The 16387-nt window shown below is 72.5% G+C and carries 16 protein-coding genes and 1 tRNA gene; 6 read left to right on the forward strand and 11 right to left on the reverse strand.

Annotated features, from left to right (window positions below; all coding sequences use genetic code 11):
* Window positions 1-65: 65 nt before the first annotated feature.
* Entirely contained in the window at window positions 66-761 is a 696-nt protein-coding gene (locus QRX60_RS20990; protein WP_286002458.1) for a response regulator transcription factor, read from the forward strand.
* Window positions 751-2520 (forward strand): sensor histidine kinase, encoded by a 1770-nt coding sequence (locus QRX60_RS20995; RefSeq protein WP_286002459.1) that lies wholly within the window; start codon window positions 751-753, stop codon window positions 2518-2520. Before QRX60_RS20990 ends, QRX60_RS20995 begins: the two co-directional genes overlap by 11 nt.
* On the opposite strand, the gene bcp is transcribed toward QRX60_RS20995, so the two are convergent.
* The 5 genes from bcp to QRX60_RS21020 form a co-directional block, all read right to left on the reverse strand.
* Window positions 2521-2994 (reverse strand): thioredoxin-dependent thiol peroxidase, encoded by a 474-nt coding sequence (gene bcp, locus QRX60_RS21000; protein WP_286002460.1) that lies wholly within the window; start codon window positions 2992-2994, stop codon window positions 2521-2523.
* Window positions 2995-3111: 117 nt separating this feature from the next.
* Window positions 3112-3651, reverse strand: a complete 540-nt coding sequence (locus QRX60_RS21005) for a hypothetical protein (protein WP_286002461.1) — start codon at window positions 3649-3651, stop codon at window positions 3112-3114.
* A gap of 190 nt (window positions 3652-3841) precedes the next feature.
* Window positions 3842-4024 carry a hypothetical protein gene (locus tag QRX60_RS21010; protein WP_286002462.1) on the reverse strand — a complete coding sequence of 61 codons (183 nt, stop codon included), beginning with the start codon at window positions 4022-4024 and terminating at the stop codon, window positions 3842-3844.
* A 134-nt stretch (window positions 4025-4158) separates the two neighbouring features.
* Window positions 4159-5040 (reverse strand): hypothetical protein, encoded by an 882-nt coding sequence (locus QRX60_RS21015; RefSeq protein WP_286002463.1) that lies wholly within the window; start codon window positions 5038-5040, stop codon window positions 4159-4161.
* Window positions 5041-5089: 49 nt separating this feature from the next.
* Window positions 5090-5983 (reverse strand): AraC family transcriptional regulator, encoded by an 894-nt coding sequence (locus QRX60_RS21020; RefSeq protein WP_286002464.1) that lies wholly within the window; start codon window positions 5981-5983, stop codon window positions 5090-5092.
* Window positions 5984-6123: 140 nt separating this feature from the next.
* On the opposite strand from QRX60_RS21020, the gene QRX60_RS21025 reads away from it, so the two are divergent.
* Window positions 6124-7206, forward strand: coding sequence for an aldo/keto reductase (locus QRX60_RS21025; protein WP_286002465.1), 1083 nt, complete (start codon window positions 6124-6126; stop codon window positions 7204-7206).
* Window positions 7207-7369: 163 nt separating this feature from the next.
* Here the strand turns inward: QRX60_RS21025 and QRX60_RS21030 are convergent.
* Window positions 7370-7443: transfer RNA gene (locus QRX60_RS21030), tRNA-Leu, on the reverse strand.
* A gap of 98 nt (window positions 7444-7541) precedes the next feature.
* Between QRX60_RS21030 and QRX60_RS21035 the strand changes: the two genes are divergently transcribed.
* Window positions 7542-7763, forward strand: a complete 222-nt coding sequence (locus tag QRX60_RS21035) for a DUF3618 domain-containing protein (RefSeq protein WP_286002466.1) — start codon at window positions 7542-7544, stop codon at window positions 7761-7763.
* A gap of 3 nt (window positions 7764-7766) precedes the next feature.
* Here the strand turns inward: QRX60_RS21035 and QRX60_RS21040 are convergent, their stop codons facing one another.
* Together QRX60_RS21040 and QRX60_RS21045 are read right to left on the reverse strand one after the other, a co-directional pair.
* Window positions 7767-8222 carry a hypothetical protein gene (locus tag QRX60_RS21040; protein WP_286003657.1) on the reverse strand — a complete coding sequence of 152 codons (456 nt, stop codon included), beginning with the start codon at window positions 8220-8222 and terminating at the stop codon, window positions 7767-7769.
* A 220-nt stretch (window positions 8223-8442) separates the two neighbouring features.
* Complete coding sequence (locus QRX60_RS21045) at window positions 8443-9000, reverse strand: TetR/AcrR family transcriptional regulator (protein ID WP_286003658.1); 558 nt, start codon at window positions 8998-9000, stop codon at window positions 8443-8445.
* 114 nt (window positions 9001-9114) lie between these two features.
* On the opposite strand from QRX60_RS21045, the gene QRX60_RS21050 reads away from it, so the two are divergent.
* Window positions 9115-10572: a flavin-containing monooxygenase gene (locus QRX60_RS21050; RefSeq protein WP_286002467.1), complete on the forward strand. Its 1458-nt coding sequence runs from the start codon at window positions 9115-9117 to the stop codon at window positions 10570-10572.
* 47 nt (window positions 10573-10619) lie between these two features.
* Here the strand turns inward: QRX60_RS21050 and QRX60_RS21055 are convergent, their stop codons facing one another.
* The 3 genes from QRX60_RS21055 to QRX60_RS21065 form a co-directional block, all read right to left on the reverse strand.
* Complete coding sequence (locus QRX60_RS21055; protein ID WP_286002468.1) at window positions 10620-11090, reverse strand: helix-turn-helix domain-containing protein; 471 nt, start codon at window positions 11088-11090, stop codon at window positions 10620-10622.
* Window positions 11091-11365: 275 nt separating this feature from the next.
* Window positions 11366-13018, reverse strand: a complete 1653-nt coding sequence (locus QRX60_RS21060) for an LCP family protein (protein ID WP_286002469.1) — start codon at window positions 13016-13018, stop codon at window positions 11366-11368.
* 144 nt (window positions 13019-13162) lie between these two features.
* Window positions 13163-15316 carry a phospholipase gene (locus QRX60_RS21065; RefSeq protein ID WP_286002470.1) on the reverse strand — a complete coding sequence of 718 codons (2154 nt, stop codon included), beginning with the start codon at window positions 15314-15316 and terminating at the stop codon, window positions 13163-13165.
* Window positions 15317-15477: 161 nt separating this feature from the next.
* On the opposite strand from QRX60_RS21065, the gene QRX60_RS21070 reads away from it, so the two are divergent.
* Complete coding sequence (locus QRX60_RS21070) at window positions 15478-16383, forward strand: hypothetical protein (protein WP_286002471.1); 906 nt, start codon at window positions 15478-15480, stop codon at window positions 16381-16383.
* Window positions 16384-16387: the final 4 nt, after the last annotated feature.

A 16387-nucleotide genomic window follows, 5' to 3' on the forward strand; every position in this document is an offset into this window, starting at 1 on the left:
AGCGGAATGTCAGGGACCGGTCAGGAAACCGTGGTCTTCCGTTAGCCGTGCTTAGACTCGGGACCATGTGCGCCCACATCGTGCTGGCCGAGGACGACGCCAAGCAGGCGGAGCTCGTCCGGCGCTACCTCGAGCGGGAGCGCCACACCGTGGTCGTCGTCGGAGACGGCGCCGTCGCGCTGGACCTCGTCCGCCGGCACCCGCCGGACCTGCTCGTGCTCGACGTCATGCTGCCCGGCGTGGACGGCCTGGAGATCTGCCGCACGCTGCGCGCGGAGTCCGACCTGCCGGTGCTCATGCTCACCGCGCGGTCCACGGAGGACGATCTGCTCGCCGGGCTCGACCTCGGCGCCGACGACTACGTCACCAAGCCGTTCAGCCCGCGCGAGCTGATGGCCCGGATCCGGACGCTGCTGCGCCGGGCCGCGCCGGCCCGGCCCGGCAGCGGCGCCGCGCGCGTCGGCTCGCTGACCGTCGACCCGGTGCGCCACGAAGTGACCGTCGACGGCCGGGCGATCGACTGCACGCCGGGCGAGTTCCGGCTGCTGGAGCTGATGGCGGCCCAGCCCGACCGCGTCTTCACGCGGGGCCAGCTGCTGGAGCACCTGCACGGCTTCGACCGGTTCATCACCCAGCGCGCGATCGACGTGCACGTGATGAACCTGCGCAAGAAGATCGAGGCACGGCCGCGGCACCCGGCGCGGCTGCTGACCGTCTACGGCGTCGGCTACAAGCTGACCGCGGGCGCCGATGCGCCGTAGCCTCCTGCTGCGGTTGTTCGCGGCGTCGGCGCTCGTCGCGGTGGCCTCGATCGCCGCGACCGCGTGGCTCGCCGCGCGCACGACGTCCGGCGCGATCCAGCAGGAGCAGGGGCAGGCGCTGGCCGACGACGGGAACATCTACCGCGGGCTGCTGAAGTACGCCGCGACGCACCCGAACTGGCACGACGTCGGCGACCAGCTGCGCGGCACCGCCGCGACCACCGGCCGCCGCATCGCGCTGACACTGACCGACGGCACCCCGATCGCGGACTCGGCCACCGACGGCCGGCCGCTGCCGCTGCGGCCGTCGATCGTCGTCGACCCGCTGTCGGTCGACTCCGGGCTCGGCCAGGACACCACCGCCGACCGGATCGACCCGGACGCCGTCGGCCCGTACGCGCTCCCGGAGGCCGACCGCGCGAACCTCGGCGCCGTCGCCCAGCGCGTGCTGCGGTGCGTGCAGGGCCGGTCGGGCGTCGGCACGATCGAGACGTCGCCGGGCGGGCACCCGCGGATCGAGGGCGCCGACCCGTTCGTGCTGTCCTCCTGCAACGGCAGCGCGCTCAGCCTGCCGACGAAGACCGAGCAGGCCGCGCTGGACCAGCTGTCCACGCTGGTCAACGCCTGCCTGAACCGCGGCCCGGAGGCGAAGCCACTCGCCCAGGTCCAGGTGCTGCTCGACTTCACGTGGGTGCGGAAAGGCGTGCGGGACGCCGAGTCCGAGCAGGCCGTGCGGTCGTGCCTGAACGCGGCGCGCCGGGAGCAGCTGACGCCGTACGTCGCGCCCGCCGCGTCGCTCTACCTCACCGCGCCGTCGGGCGAGCCGCCCGCGGGGTTCACGCTGTCGCCGGAGAACCAGGTCCGGCTCTTCCAGGTCGCCGGCGGGATCCTGGTGCTGACGCTGCTGGTCACGGCGTTCGCCGGGCGCCGGCTGATCCGCCCGCTGCGGGCGCTCACCGGTGCGGCGCAGCGGATGGAGGCCGGCGAGACCGGCGCGCAGGTCGAGGTGCGCGGCCGCGACGAGGTGGCCCGGCTCGGCACCGCGTTCAACGCCATGTCCGCCAGCCGCGAGCGGCTCGAGGAAACCCGCAAGGCGATGGTCAGCGACATCGCGCACGAGCTGCGCACGCCGCTGAGCAACATCCGCGGCTGGCTGGAAGCGACCCAGGACGGCATCAGCCGGCTCGACGACGAGCTGGTCGACTCGCTGCTCGAAGAGGCCGTCCACCTGCAGCACATCGTCGACGACCTGCAGGACCTCGCGCTCGCCGACGCCGGTGCGCTGCGCCTGCACCCGGAACCGGTCGACGCGGCGGCGCTGCTCGGCCAGGTCGTCGCGGCGCACCGGCCGGCCGGCGTCTCGCTCTCGGTCGAGACACCCGCGTCGCTTCCGGTGACCGCCGACCCGGTCCGGCTGCGGCAGGCCGTGGGCAACCTGGTGTCCAACGCCGTCCGGCACACGCCGTCCGGCGGCTCGGTGGTGGTCCGCGGGCGCCGGGACGGCGACGACGTCGTCATCGAGGTCGCCGACACCGGCGCCGGGATCGCGGCCGAGGACCTGCCGCACGTGTTCGACCGGTTCTGGCGGGCCGACAAGGCCCGCACCCGGGGCACCGGCGGCAGCGGCCTCGGTCTGGCGATCGTGCGCAAGCTCGCGGAGGCCCACGGCGGGAGGGCGACGGCGGAGTCCGTGCCCGGTCGGGGTTCGACGTTCACGCTGCGGCTGCCCGCCGGCACCGTCGCCGCGGTCAGCGGCTGATCAGGAAGCCAGGCCGAGGTCGCGGATCAGCTTCGCCACGTGCCCGGTCGCGCGGACGTTGTAGAAGGCGTGGGCGATCTTGCCCTCGGCGTCGACGACGAACGTCGAGCGGATGACGCCCAGGTACGTCTTGCCGTAGTTCTTCTTCTCGCCGTACGCGCCCCACGCCTCGATGACGCCCTTCTCCGGGTCGCCCAGCATCGGGAACGTCAGCTTCTCGTTCTCGACGAACTTCGCGAGTTTCGCCTGCTTGTCGGGCGAAATGCCGATCACCTGGTAGCCGGCGTCGTTCAGCTCGGCGAGGTTGTCGCGGAAGTCGCAGGCCTGCTTGGTGCAGCCCGGGGTGCTCGCCGCCGGGTAGAAGTACACGACGACGGACTTGCCGCGGAAGTCGCGCAACGAGACGTCCTTGCCCTCGCTGTCGGGCAGGGTGAAGTCCGGGGCTTCGTCGCCGGGGGAAAGTCGCTCGGTCATGGGACCGAGCCTACTGCGCCGGTGGTTGCCGATCCGTCGGCAGCCACGGCGGAAACCGGCGCCTTGCGCTGATCGGTCGCGAAACGTATCCGTCTGCTTTCGGCCGGATCGGCAACGTCAGGCCGGGCCGCAGTAGGTGACCGCGGCGGCCTCGGTCGCGCTCGGCCGGATCTGCAGCCGCAGCTGCGTCGCTTCCTGCGGTACCGCGAAGGCCAGCGTGACGTGCACCGAGCGGCCGGGCAGGACGTCCTTGCCCGCGTCGGTGATGCCGGTGAACCCCTGGGTCGTGTCCACGACCTGCTTGACCGGGGTGCCCGCCGAAGTGGCGGTGACGGTGAGGCCCGAGAGCTTGTACGTCGTCGCGCCGTCGTTCTTCAGCTCGACGTCGAAGGCCGCGCCGCGGGGGCTGCGCGGGTACGCCGACGCACTGGGCTTGAACGACTCCGGCGAGCCGACCGAGATGGTGACGCCGCTGGCGAACCGGTGGTCGGCGCCGAACTTGAGGTCGTTGCCCGCCTGCGCCGCGCTGGCGCCCGCCTGGCCGCCGCCCGCGCCGAGCGCCGCGGTGCCGTCCTTCGCCGAGGGGACCCCGCACGCCACCGCCAGGGAAAGCAGTCCTGTGGTGAACATGATCTTGCACGTGCGCGCGAGCGCCATCGCGGGTACTCCAGTCGGCGGATCGGGTTCCGTTCGGCATCGGGGTGTGCCGGGCGAACCCGCTCCACTCTGGACGTGATCGCGCGTGGTTACGAGGCGCCACGGGGGGTTGTCGCGCACCTGGTGCCGCGCCGTGGCCAATCCGTGACCGGAACGGCACGGGTGGTGACAATCTCTGCCGACATGCCACTTAAACCGCGAGGGCGAACAGCAGGATGAAGATCGCCACGCCGGCCACCCAAGCGGCCATCAACCAGCCGAAATCGCGCACCGGCTCGACCGCGCGGCTCTCCTCGCCGGGCACGTAGACGCCGCGTTCCTCGAACCAGTCGGCCCAGCGGGCGAACCAGCTCAACGGGTTGCGCGACGACATGCTTCACCTCCGGGCACCGGCTTCCCCGTCACAGTACGGGTACGGCCGCGCTCACCGGAAGCCGCGTGACCGCTCACCGCCCGTGACCCGACGTGCCACGGGCGGGTGAACGTCGACGTCGCTCGTGTAGACCTTCAGACGACTCCGTTGCGCTGCAGGACCGAGATCGCGCGGACGGTCGCGTAACCGCTCCACTCGAGCTCCGCCGCGGGCGAATAGCTCGCGAAGTCGACCCGCCAGCCACCGTCGTCGTGCTGCTCGGCGGCGAGCCGCTGCAGCTCCGCGTCGATCACGGCGTCCTTGAACAACGCGCGGGCCGGGCGGCCGGGCAACGGCGCGAAGTCCAGTGCGCGCAAGGTTTCCCCCTCCGCGCCCCCGGCCACCGGGACCAGGCCGTCGGGTGAGACGAACGGCGCCAGCCGGTCCAGCAGCGTCGCCGCCTCGGCGTGGAAGTCGTGGGCCGCGTCCACGAAGCCCACCGCGAACGACAGCGCGATCGCGTGCGGCGCCTCGCTCAGGGCGCGGATTTCGCGGAAGCAGTACTCCGTCGCCGCGGCGAGCCACGGGTGTTCGCGCACCGCCTGGTCCCGGCGGGCGACGCGCAGGGCGACGCCGGCGGCGAACGCGGTGCTCTGCAGCGTGGCCACCGCCGGGTCGGCCTGGACCCAGAACGGCGCGCAGCCGGCCGGGTCCGCCACGGGCAGGGCGAAGGGCAGGCCGCCGTCCGGCGTGGAGACCGAGGCCAGCCAGTCGCAGAGCAGGGCCGCGCGCGGGGTGGGCCCGGCCTCTTCGAACACCTCGAAGGCGTGCAGGGCGCCGCCGGGCTGGCTCTCCGGCGCCCGCAGGTCGGGCTCGAGGCCCCAGCCGTAGCCCCCGTCGGGGTTGCGGTAGCCGTCGACGGCGGCCAGCACGGCATCGGTGTCGGTTTCGCCGCTGAGCAGCTCGAAGCGGCGGCGGTCGAGGAGCCGGGCGTGCGTCGCCATGAACGACGCCGCCGCGGAAAGGTTCACAGCCATGCGGTCAGCGTCGCACCGGCGGGGCCGCGGGTCTTGAACGGATCGGACCTCACGGCAGCCGCGGCCCCGCCGGGGCGGCGGCCGCGCGCAGCCGGGCCGCGTCCTGGCCGGGCGGGGCGCCGAACAGGCGGCGGTACTCGCGGTTGAACTGCGACGGGCTGTCGTAGCCGACGAGGTGCCCGACGCCCGCGACGTCGCCCGCGTCGGCCAGCAGCAGCGAGCGGGCCTCCTGCAGGCGGATGCGCTTCTGGAACTGCAGCGGGCTCATCGCCGTGACCGCGCGGAAGTGCCGGTGGAACGCCGACGGGCTCATCCCGCTCAGCTTCGCGAGCTCGTCGACCCGCATCGGCTCGGCGTGGTTCTCGCGGATCCACCGGATCGCGCGGCCGACGTGCGCCAGCCCGCTGTCGGCCACGCCGATCTGGCGGACCAGGCCGCCGTGCGGGCCGGTCAGCAGCCGCCAGAGGATCTCCCGCTCGATCAGCGGGGCGAGCACGGGCGCGTCGGCGGGGTGGTCGAGCAGCCGCACCAGCCGGACGACGGCGTCGAGCAGCTCGGGCCCGGCGTCCCCGGTCGCGATCGGCGACGGCGGTGGGGTGCGCGAGAACCGGCCGGGCGGGGCTTCGAGGAGCAGCGGGGCGATGGCCGCGGGCCGCAGCGCCAGGCCCACGCCCAGCGCCGGCGTCTCCGGCGTCGCGCCGACGAAGTGACCGGTCACCGGCAGGTCGGTGCTGACCAGCAGGTACTGCCCGGCGCGGTACTCGTGCACCTGCTCGCCGAGCAGCAGGCGCTTGCCGCCCTGGGCCATGACGACCAGGAGTGGCTCGGCCAGCGAGTGGTCCGGCTCGCTGGTGTCCACTTCGGACAGCAGCAGGCCCGGGATCGGCGTGCGCAGGTCGGCGCGCGCGTGGGTGGCAACGAGGTCGCGGAGCTCGGTCAGCACCCCTCAAGGAAAGCACGGCGGTTGCCGGCAGCAATCAAAGTCGAGAGGATCGTGCAAGAGGCAGCGTCGAACGATCTACCGTTGTACTGCTGGTTCACGGTTTCCTGGTGGTGGTCAATCCGACACCTGAGGAGAGTTCCATGCCACTCGACCACTACGTCACCCTCGGCCGGTCCGGGCTGCGCGTCAGCCCGTTCGCCCTCGGCGCGATGACCTTCGGCGAGGACCCCGGCGGCGCCGGCTGCAGCGTCGAGGAGTCCGAGAAGATCCTCGCGACCTACCTCGACCTCGGCGGGAACTTCGTCGACACGGCCAACTTCTACACGAACGGCCACTCGGAGAAGATCCTCGGCGACTTCTTCGCGGCGCGCCCGGGCCTGCGCTCGCACGTGGTGCTCGCGTCGAAGTTCTTCGGCAACATGCACCCGGGCGACCCCAACGGCGGCGGCGCGGGCCGCGCGTCGATCATCGCCCAGCTCGACGCGTCGCTGCGGCGGCTGCAGACGGACCACCTAGACCTGTACTGGCTGCACAACTGGGACCGGCACACGCCGATTGAGGAGACCCTGCGGACCCTCGACGACCTCGTCCGCGCGGGCAAGATCCGCTACGTCGGCTTCTCGAACACGCCGGCGTGGGTCACGGCGCAGGCGCAGACGACGGCGCTGCTGCGCGGCTGGACGCCGTTGATCGCGCTGCAGGTCGAGTATTCGCTGCTGGCGCGGACGGTGGAGGGGGAGCTGGCGCCGTTCGCGCTCGACCAGGGCATCGCGCTGACGCCGTGGAGCCCGCTGAAGAACGGTTTCCTGTCGGGCAAGTACCGGCGCGGCTCCGCGGCGCCGGACTCGGCCCGCGCGGCTTTCGTGGGCGGTCCTTCGGAGGAGGAGTACGCCGTCATCGACGTGGTCGAGGCGATCGCCTCGTCGCTGGAGACGACCTCTGCGGCGGTCTCCCTGGCGTGGCTGCGCGCCCGGCCCGGGACGGTGGTCCCGATCGTCGGCGCCCGGCGGCTGGAGCACCTGACCGGCAACCTCGCGGGACTGGACGTGACGCTGTCGCCGTCGGATCTGGCCCGCCTGGACGAGGTGTCGGCGCCGACGCTGGACTACCCGGCCCCGATGCACGGCGCCCAGCGCGCGATGCTGCAGTTCGCGGGCACGACGGTCGACGGCGAACAGTCCACTGTGTACCCACCGCTGCTGCAGAGCGACGTGCGCTACTGACCTTCGAGGCGAGGAAGCGGCCGTCGAAGCGAGGGTGACCACGGCAGGGGGTCCGGGGGGCGAAGCCCGCCGGGCGGGGCCCGGGGGCGCACCCCCGGAAGAACACGACGAGCGAGTCCGGCGAAGGCGCGAAGCGCCGAGCAGGACTCACCCGGCTCGCTCGTGGGCCCGGAGAGACTCGAACTCTCACTGGCACGGACCTAAACCGTGTGCCTCTGCCAATTGGGCTACGGGCCCCCAGCACTCGGAAGCGTAGCGTGCGGCGTGGCCCGTGCGGCGGCGGTGGGGCGGTCGACTAAGTTGGGCCCCGGAAGTCCCTGCGGCGAGGAGGACACGTGGCCCGCGATCCCGAGACGATCGAGCGTGAGATCGAGCAGGCCAGGACAGCTCTGGCGGCGACGCTCGACCAGCTGACCGTCAAGGCCGACCCGAAGAAGCTCGCGGAAACGGCGAAGGACGGCTTGCGTGCCAAGCTGGACAACCCCAAGGTCAAGTACCCGCTGATCGGTGGCGGGATCCTCGTGCTCGTCCTGCTGGTGCGCAAGCTCCTCAAGTAGCGCTCAGGCGCGGGCCTCGGCCGCCTTCTCGGCGGCGGGGGCCGGCTCGGGCGCCGGCTTGCTCTCCTCGACCGCCTTCGGGAGCTGCTTGCTCGGCGGCAGCGCGGGCTTCTTCTCCGAAGCCGGGGCCGGAGCCGGCGGTACCACCGCGTCCGGGGCCTTCTCGGTCGTCTGCTGCTTCGGCACGCTGCCGGGCGGCGGGACCTCGAGCGGCGGCAGCTTCGGGAGCGTCAGCCGGGCCGTCATGTACGCGCTGGTGAAGTCCAGCGCACTGCCGTTGAGCAGGTGCACGACGGTGGTCTTGCCGTTGCTGCCGAGTTCCTCCACCAGCTGGTCGGCCCGGTCGCGCGCGGCGATGATCCCGGGTGCACGGGCGGTCAGCTCCTTGCCGTGACCGCTGACCGTGATCGCCCAGTCGGCGTCCTCCTGGACGTACGTCGCCGTGATCGCTTCCACCATCTGCCTCACGCCCCTCTCCCTCACCACCATGCTTTACACAACCGTGACGCGGCTACCGCATTCCCATGACGCAGCTTTCGGGGGAGATGCGGGACGCGCCCCCTCTCGGCCGTGAAAGTCCAGCACACTTTCTACCGTGTCTTCAGTACCGTAGAGCAACTCTGTGTCACACGACACGACAGCGCTGAGTAACGACCGAATGGCCTAATGCACGCGCAGGTTACCGTGCACGGCTCCGCAGGCCGCTCCACAGCACGTCCATGGCGTATTCGGTGGCCAGTTCGGGGCTCACTTCGTCGTGCCGCTCACACCAGATCGCGAGCCGCTCGCACGCTCCGACCACGAATTCCGCGGCCGCTTCGGCCCGCAGGTCGTCGCCGCTGTCGAAGTAGCCGCTCATCAGCGCGGCGATCAGGTCGGTCTGCTGGCGCCGGGTCTCCTCGACCTCGTCGGCGGCCGGCGTGCCGATCAGCGCCATCTCGTGCCGCAGCAGCGACCACGCCTCGCGCCGCTCCCGGATGAACACGAAGAAGGCCAGCAGGCCGCGGCGCAGCGTGTCCTCGGCGGTGGCCGCGCCGACCGTCGCCTGCTCGGTGACCTCGCGCAGGACCGACCGCGACTCGCGGATGCAGGCCAGCAGCAGGCCTTCCTTCGAGTTGAAGTACTCGTAGAGCATCGGCTTCGAGACGCCCACCAGTTCGGCGATCTCGTCCATGGACGCCGCCGCGTAGCCGCGCGCCGAAAACACCTGCTCGGCGACCTCGACCATCTGCCGCATCCGCTCGGCCCGGGGCATGCGCTTGCGCTTCGCGGTGGTCACGGGTGACACTCTACCGCTAGTAACCTACTCTGAGTAAGTTGGACGACGAGTAACAGGCAACCGGGAGGCGCGATGGGCAACCGCACGGAGACCGGGGTCGTCATCGTCGGGACCGGGTTCTCCGGTCTCGGCATGGCGATCCAGCTGCGCAAGGAGGGGCGCGACGACTTCGTCATCCTCGAAAAGGCGCACGACGTCGGCGGCACGTGGCGGGACAACAGCTACCCCGGGTGTGCCTGCGACATCCCGTCGCACATGTACTCGTTCTCCTTCGAGCAGAACCCGGGCTGGTCGCGGGCGTACTCGCCGCAGCCGGAGATCTGGCGGTACATGCGCGAGGTCGCCGACAAGTACGACGTGCGCCGCTTCGTCCGCTTCGGCCAGGAGATGACCGGCGCCCGCTGGGACGGCGACGAGAACCGCTGGCACGTCGCCACGAGGGGCGGCGACGAGTTCGTGGCGGGCGCGCTGGTCGCCGGGGTCGGCGCGCTGCACCTGCCGATGGTCCCGGAGCTGTCCGGGATCGAGAACTTCGCCGGCCCGGCGTTCCACTCCGCGCGGTGGCGCCACGACGTCGACCTGAAGGGCAAGAAGGTCGCCGTCATCGGCACCGGCGCGAGCGCGGTCCAGTTCGTGCCGAAGATCGCGCCCGAGGTGGGGGAGCTGACGCTGTTCCAGCGCACGCCGCCGTGGATCATGCCGAAGGCCGACCACGAGATGTCCGGGCGCATCCGCGCGCTGTTCAGGGCGTTCCCGCCGGCCCAGCGCGCCTACCGCGCCCTGCTCTACTGGATGCTCGAAGCGCGGGCGATCGGCTTCAACGGCCAGTCGTGGGTGATGAAGCTCGGGCAGCGCCTGGCCAAGCGCAACATCGACCGAGCGATCACCGACCCGGCGTTGCGGCGCAAGGTCACCCCGGACTACACCATGGGCTGCAAGCGCGTGCTCATCTCCAACGACTACTACCCGGCGCTGGCCCGGGACAACGTCGACGTCGTCACCGACGGCGTCAAGGAGGTCCGGGAGCACAGCGTCGTCGACGCCGCGGGGGTCGAGCACGAGGCCGACGTCATCGTCTACGGCACCGGCTTCCACGTCACCGACGCCTTCGACGACCTGGAGATCGTCGGCCGCGACGGGCGCAACCTGGGCAAGGAGTGGGCGACCGAGGGGATGCGGACGCACCTCGGGATCACCGTCGCCGGCTTCCCGAACCTGTTCTTCCTGCTCGGCCCGAACACCGGGCTGGGCCACAACTCGGTCGTGTTCATGATCGAGGCCCAGATCTCCTACGTCGCCGAGGCGCTGCGGCTGGCCCGCGGGAAGGCCATCGAGCCGAAGCCCGAGGTGCAGGAGCGCTTCAACGGCGACATCCAGCGCAAGCTGGCGAAGGGCATCTGGACGCGCGGGGGCTGCAAGAGCTGGTACCTGGACGCGAAGGGCGTCAACCGGACGATCTGGCCCGGCTTCACCTGGCGCTACTGGCTGGACACTCGGAAGGTGCGGCGCGAGGACTTCCTGGTCGGCTGACCGGGCGGTCCCCACCGGCGGAGGAGGCCGGTGGGGACCGCGGGGGATCAGCGGGAGACGTAGCGGCGGAGGCGGCCGATCAGGTCCACGGTCGGCAGCCCGCACAGCTCGGCCATGCGCTCCAGCGCCGGCAGGTCGAGTGCGACCTCGGCGGCGCCGTGCTCGCCGGCCTGGCGCAGCCGGTCCTCGGCCCAGCGGCGCAGCGGCAGCAGTTCGGCCGAGGCGTCGGCGACGACCTTGCGCAGGTCGACGCGGACCCGGCCGGGCTCGTCGACGAACACCCGGCGGTGCACCTTGGCCAGCAGGTCCTGGGGCAGCTCGTCCATCGCGACGCACAGCTCGACCAGGCGCACGACGGAACACTGTCTGGTGCCCAGTTCGTAGGTGGCCAGCGTCTGCAGCGAAATCTCGCTCTGCAGGTGCTGGTTCAGCTCCTTGCGCGTCCATCCTCGGCTGCGCCTGAGCTTGCGGAGCTCGTCTCCGAGAATCCGCTGATAGTCCTCAGCGTCGATCAGCACATCAATGTCCCCTGCCGTGCTCTCCCGCGGCACCCTCACGACGGTGACAACATTCGCGTGCAGGTGCACCCTCACGTGTATGTAAGTGCGCAGGAGCCCGGCCCTTACGCGATTCCGGGCATGTCTTTGATACCGATTGCGCGAGTTAGGCCGAACGGGTTAACAGCAGTTGGCCGGTCATGCAAATTGCAGTTTGCAGGCCGCGCAAACAATGACAGTGTTCCTGATGGAGCCCCTGATGGAGTCCCTGATGGACGGTCGGTGGCGGACCGTCCTCAGTTGACGCAGGGGACGCCTTGGGCGGTGATCGGCTTGTCCTCGTCGGCGGCCGGCGGCGGGGCGGCAGCCTGCGACGTCGGGCTCGCGGCCGCGCCGGAACCGGCGCTCGCGCCCGCGCTCGTGCCCTCGTAGTCCGAGCCGAGGAACACCATCACGTGTCCCGACTGGACGCTCTTGTCCTCCTGGATCGTCGGCGAGCCGCCGAGCGCGTCCGCGACCGCCTGGCCCTGGTCCTTGCCGCCCTTCGGCACCCAGATCACCGTGGTCTTGCGCGCGGTCGCGTTCGCCGTGTCGCCGGAGGTGAAGCCCTTGCCCTCGAGGGTCTTGGCGACGCTCGCGGCCAGGCCGGTCTTGCCGGAGGCGTTGCGGACGTCGACCGTCGTCGCCTTGTTCGCGGGGTCGGCCTGCTGCGCCGGCGGCGCCGTCTGGCCCGGCTGCGGCCCGGCGAGGCTCTGCACGAACTGCTTCACCTCGGTCGGGTCGACCTGGATGGCGACGCCGTCTTCGGGGGTCTTGTACTCGACGTTCTTCACCGGGATGGTGCGGAACTCGAGCTGGCCGCCGGTCAGGCCCTTCATCTGCTGGGCGAACCCGAAGATGTCCCAGTTCTGGTTGAGCACGACCGACTTCTTGATGGCCTCGATCAGGTCGTTGAGCTTGCCCGGGTTGGTCAGCGTGCCCGCCGAGAGCACCTTGCGGGCCATGCCGGCCATGAACACCTGCTGGCGGACCACCCGGTCGAGGTCGCCGTTCGGCAGGCCGTGGCGCTGCCGGACGAACTCGAGCGCCTCGACGCCGGAGATCGTGTGCTGGCCCTTGGTGAAGTTCGCGCCGGAGTACTGGTCCTTGACGTTGTTGTTGAGGCAGACGTCGACGCCGCCGATGGCCTTCGTGATGTCGCTGAAGCCGAGCAGGTTGACCGCGGCGTAGTTGTCGATGGTGGACCCGGTGAGCTTCTCGACGGTCTCGATCAGCTCCTTCGCCCCGGCCTGGTTGGCCTTGACGTCGAGCTCCTTCGGGTCGGTGACGCCCTGCTTCTGCAGGTCCTTGCGGGCCTGCAGCATCGCGCGCGCGTACGCCGAGTTGATCTTGTGCTTGCCGTAGCCGGGGATATCGACGTAGGAGTCACGCGGCAGCGACATCGCGACGGCCTTGCTGCCGTCGTTCGGGATGTGCACGAAGATCAGCGAGTCGGTGTTGAGCTCGCCGTCGGAGTCGCCGGCGCGCAGCTCGTCGAGCACCTCGCGCGAGAGCGGGTTGCCCTGGGCGTCGGTCCGGCTGTCGAGGCCGACGAGCAGGATGTCGCGGGCGCCGTCGGCGGGCTTGTCGCCACCGCCGCCGTCGCTGATCACGTTCGCGTAGTTCAGCCCGTTGACCAGGCCCTGCATCGCGGCCCACGCGTACCCGGTCAGGCCCATCACCAGCAGCGACACGACGGCCAGCGCGATCTTCGCGCCGCGGAAGGAGTTGCGGCGGGCCCGCGGGGCGGGCCGCGGCTGGGGGCGGCGGGGCGGCACGTCACGGCGCGCGTCCACCGGCTCGCGGCGGGGCGCCGGGCGGCGCGGTGGCGGGGTGCGCCGGCCTGGCTCGTCCTGCCAGGGCCGGGCGGGGCGGCGGTCGCCTTGCCCGTTCCGAGGCGGGTGATCCACGCGGGCGACTCCTCACTGCTTCGATCGGTCGTGCTAGAGGTTGGGACGCATGGTGCCTTCCCCTGGTTGCCGTAGCGTTACACATCCCCCCACGAATGTGTCACGCACCACCCAGTTTCCCGCACGCCCGCCGGTTTCGCCTGGTCAGGACGTCGCATTCGCCGGTCTGCGGACCGGCAACAGGGAGCCGGCCGTCGCGAGCAGGGCGAACCCGGCCGTCGCCGAGTGCAGGGTGACGCCCAGGAGCTCGGACGTGCCGCCGCCGTCGGCGAACAGGAGCGAGGGCGCGCAGGCGAGCGCGGTGGTGAGCCAGGTGCCGGTCGCCGCGCCGGCACCGAGCCGGATCGTGTGCAGCAGGAACACCCCGAGCAGCAGGTGCACCAGGCTCTGGATCGGGTCGAGCCGCAGGCCCAGCAGGTCGGCGTCGGCGGCCACCCCGCCGAAGCGGGTCAGCGCGAAGCCGAACACGCCGAGCGTCGCGTAGCCGATGCCGAACCCGGCCGCGGCCCTGGTCAGCACCACCGCGCGGCGGCCGGGGAGCTCGGCCGCGCGGGGCCGCCGGACGCCGTGGGCGTGCCGTTCGAACCACCAGAACACCAGGGTCGCGGGCACCGCGAGCAGCCCGACCGCGACCAGGGTGCGCGGCCGGACCAGCCAGCTCAGCCCGTCGGCGATCCGGCCGGGCAGGTACACGGTCGACACGAGCAGCAGCATCCCGGCGAGGAACGCCAGGTAGAGGCTCATCGGCGCGCGCAGGACGAACCGGCACGCGGCGGCGACGCGGGGCCGGTCGCCCAGCCGGGTCAGCGGGCCGGCCAGCAGCCCGAGCACGCCGAGCTGGACGAGGCCGAGCAGCAGCACGCCCCACGGCGGGGCCGAGAACGCCGCCGGGGCGCCCGGGCTGCCGAGCAGGACGGGTGGCCCGTTCCGCAGGACGCTCGCCACGGCGAGGCCCGCGACCCCGGCCGCGGCGGCCGCGGCGAGCAGACGTCGTGCCGGGCGTACGCCGTCGGCGTGCGCGAAGGCGAGTTGCTGGGCGAGCAGCGCGAGGGCGAACGTCGCCGCGAACCGGGGCAACGGCGAACCCGTCCCGTCCGCTGCGGCTTCGCCGGCGACGACCAGCGCCAGCAGGCCGGCCGCCGCGGTCACCGGGGCGCGGCGGTGCAGGGCCAGCAGCGGCGGTGCGCAGACGATGGTCAACAGGTAGACCCCCAGCAGCCACAACGGGTGCAGCGCGATCCGCATGACCGTCGCGGTCGTCCCGGCCGGGATGCCGAGGAGCTCGAGCGCGAGCGGCGTGAGGAGGGCGACGACCGCGAAGATCAGCGCCGGGCGCAGCAGCGGGCTGGCGCGTTCGGCCAGGTAGTGGCGGTAGCCGCCGCCGTCGGCCTGTTCGGTGCGCCAGCCGGCCGCGTTGGCGTGGCCGCCGGCGAAGAAGATCAGCGGGACGAGCTGGGCGAGCCAGGTCAGCGGCCAGAGCGACGTCTCGGGCGCGCCGGCCCAGTGGGCGAGCGCCGTCACCGACTCGCCGACGAGCAGGAGGACGACCCCGCCCGCGCCGAGCAGCGCCCACCGGCTGACCGACGCCGGGACGGCGGCGGGCACCAGCGCCCGCGGCTCGCGGCGGGCGCGCAGCCAGCCGCGCAGCCGGACCACCAGCAGGCAGGCGATGACGAGCACGCCGGCGACCATGGGGCCGATCGGGTCGCCGACCGGCGGGCCCCAGCGCTGGTGCCACGAGTTGACGACCAGGCCGGCCGAGTAGAGGGACGCGACGACCCGGCAGGTGCCCGCGGAGTCCATCGGGTTGAGGTCGCAGGCGTGGTGCATGTCGTACGAGAGCCGGTCGTCCAGCGCCTCGCGGACCTCCGGGCCGAGCGGGTGACCCTTGCGGTCGGCGTAGCGCAGCAGGTCGTAGCCGAGGTCGTGGGCCTTGCACGGCACGGCGTAGTCCCACTTCGTGTTGTCGTCGCCCCACGGCGTCGAGCAGCCGCCGTCGACGTGGACGGCGCGGACCGTGCCGTCGCGGGCCGGCATCGCACCGGGGGTGACGCCGCTGAGCGCGGTGAAGTCCTTCGGCAGCCGCGCGAGGGCGTCGGGGTGCGGGCCGGGGTGGACCAGCGCCTCGATGGCGTTCTGCGCGGCGAGCACGTCACCGGTGGGCGGGCCCTGGTCCGGCGGGGCCGGCGGGCGCGAGGCGATCAGGCCGAAGGCGAACACGACCAGGAGGACCAGCAGCAGCCAGCCGGACGTCGACCAGGGTCGGCGGACACGAGACGGCTCGGTCGGGACTGGCATGGACTCAAGGGTGCCAGCCCCGCCACGGCGGCGACACGGGGATAACCCCCGAGGCGGTTCTGCCCGATCGGGTGGCGCGGGGGACTGCCCCTTCTTCCGTTCCGCGGCGGGCCCGCGGCCGCGAGAATGGTCTCGGGGGTGCGGCGACCAGGAGGCGTGCGGTGGGCTCGCGTGGGGTGCCGGTGGAGAACACGGTGTGCGCGTTGCGCAGGCTCGCTCCCGGGGCGGCGTTGCGCCGGCCGGTTTCCCCGGAGCTGCGGGTGCTCGCCCGGGCGTTGCGGTCCTGTCCGCCGGCGGAGCTGGCCCGGGCCCGTCCCGCGCCGGTCGTCGCGGCGGTGCTGGCGTCGCAGGTGCGCGCGCTCGACCGCGCGATGACCGGGTTGTTCGGTGCGGGGTTCCCGGAGGCGGCCCGGCTGGTTCGCGCGGCGCGGTTCAGCGGGCGCAGGTGCGGCGAGCCGCTCGCGCGGGTGAAGGCGGAACCGGGCCTGCGCGCGGCGGCGCTGGGCTGGGCCGGGGTGACCGGCGGGCGGCTGCTGGTGGACGAGTTGCGCGGGGTGCCGCTGGTCCCGGACGCGGAGGACGGGCGGCGGGCGGCGGAGCTGGTGGTGGCCGCGCTGCTGCCGCGGGCGGACGCCGGCGACGGGCGGGAGATCCTGGTGCCGCGGACCGGACCGTCCGGTTCCGGGGCGGGCGCGGGGGGCCGCGGGCTCCTCGATGTCCGCTCGGTGCGCGTCGGCGAGCGCGGGTTCCGGGTCGACGTCTTCGCCGATCCCCCGGTCGAGCTGGCGTGCGGTGGCAGGAGCCTCGCCCTGCGCGCGCTGTGGTGGAACGGTCTCGGCCGGGTGAGCGACGATCTGGGGCACGAGTACCTCGTCCTCGCGAAGGACCCGGACGGCACCGGAGTCGTCCGCCACTGGTGCCACCCCCGCCCCGCGCCGGGGGCCCGGGTGCTGCGCCTGGAATCGGCGGGTTACCGCGGCGAGCACCTGCGGCTCGACCCGGCGGCGTGCGGGACGTCCGCCGAGGTGCTGGTGAAACGGGAACTCACGGTCCGGCTGGCGGCGTGACCGG

This window comes from Amycolatopsis mongoliensis, from assembly GCF_030285665.1.
Lineage (GTDB): Bacteria > Actinomycetota > Actinomycetes > Mycobacteriales > Pseudonocardiaceae > Amycolatopsis > Amycolatopsis mongoliensis.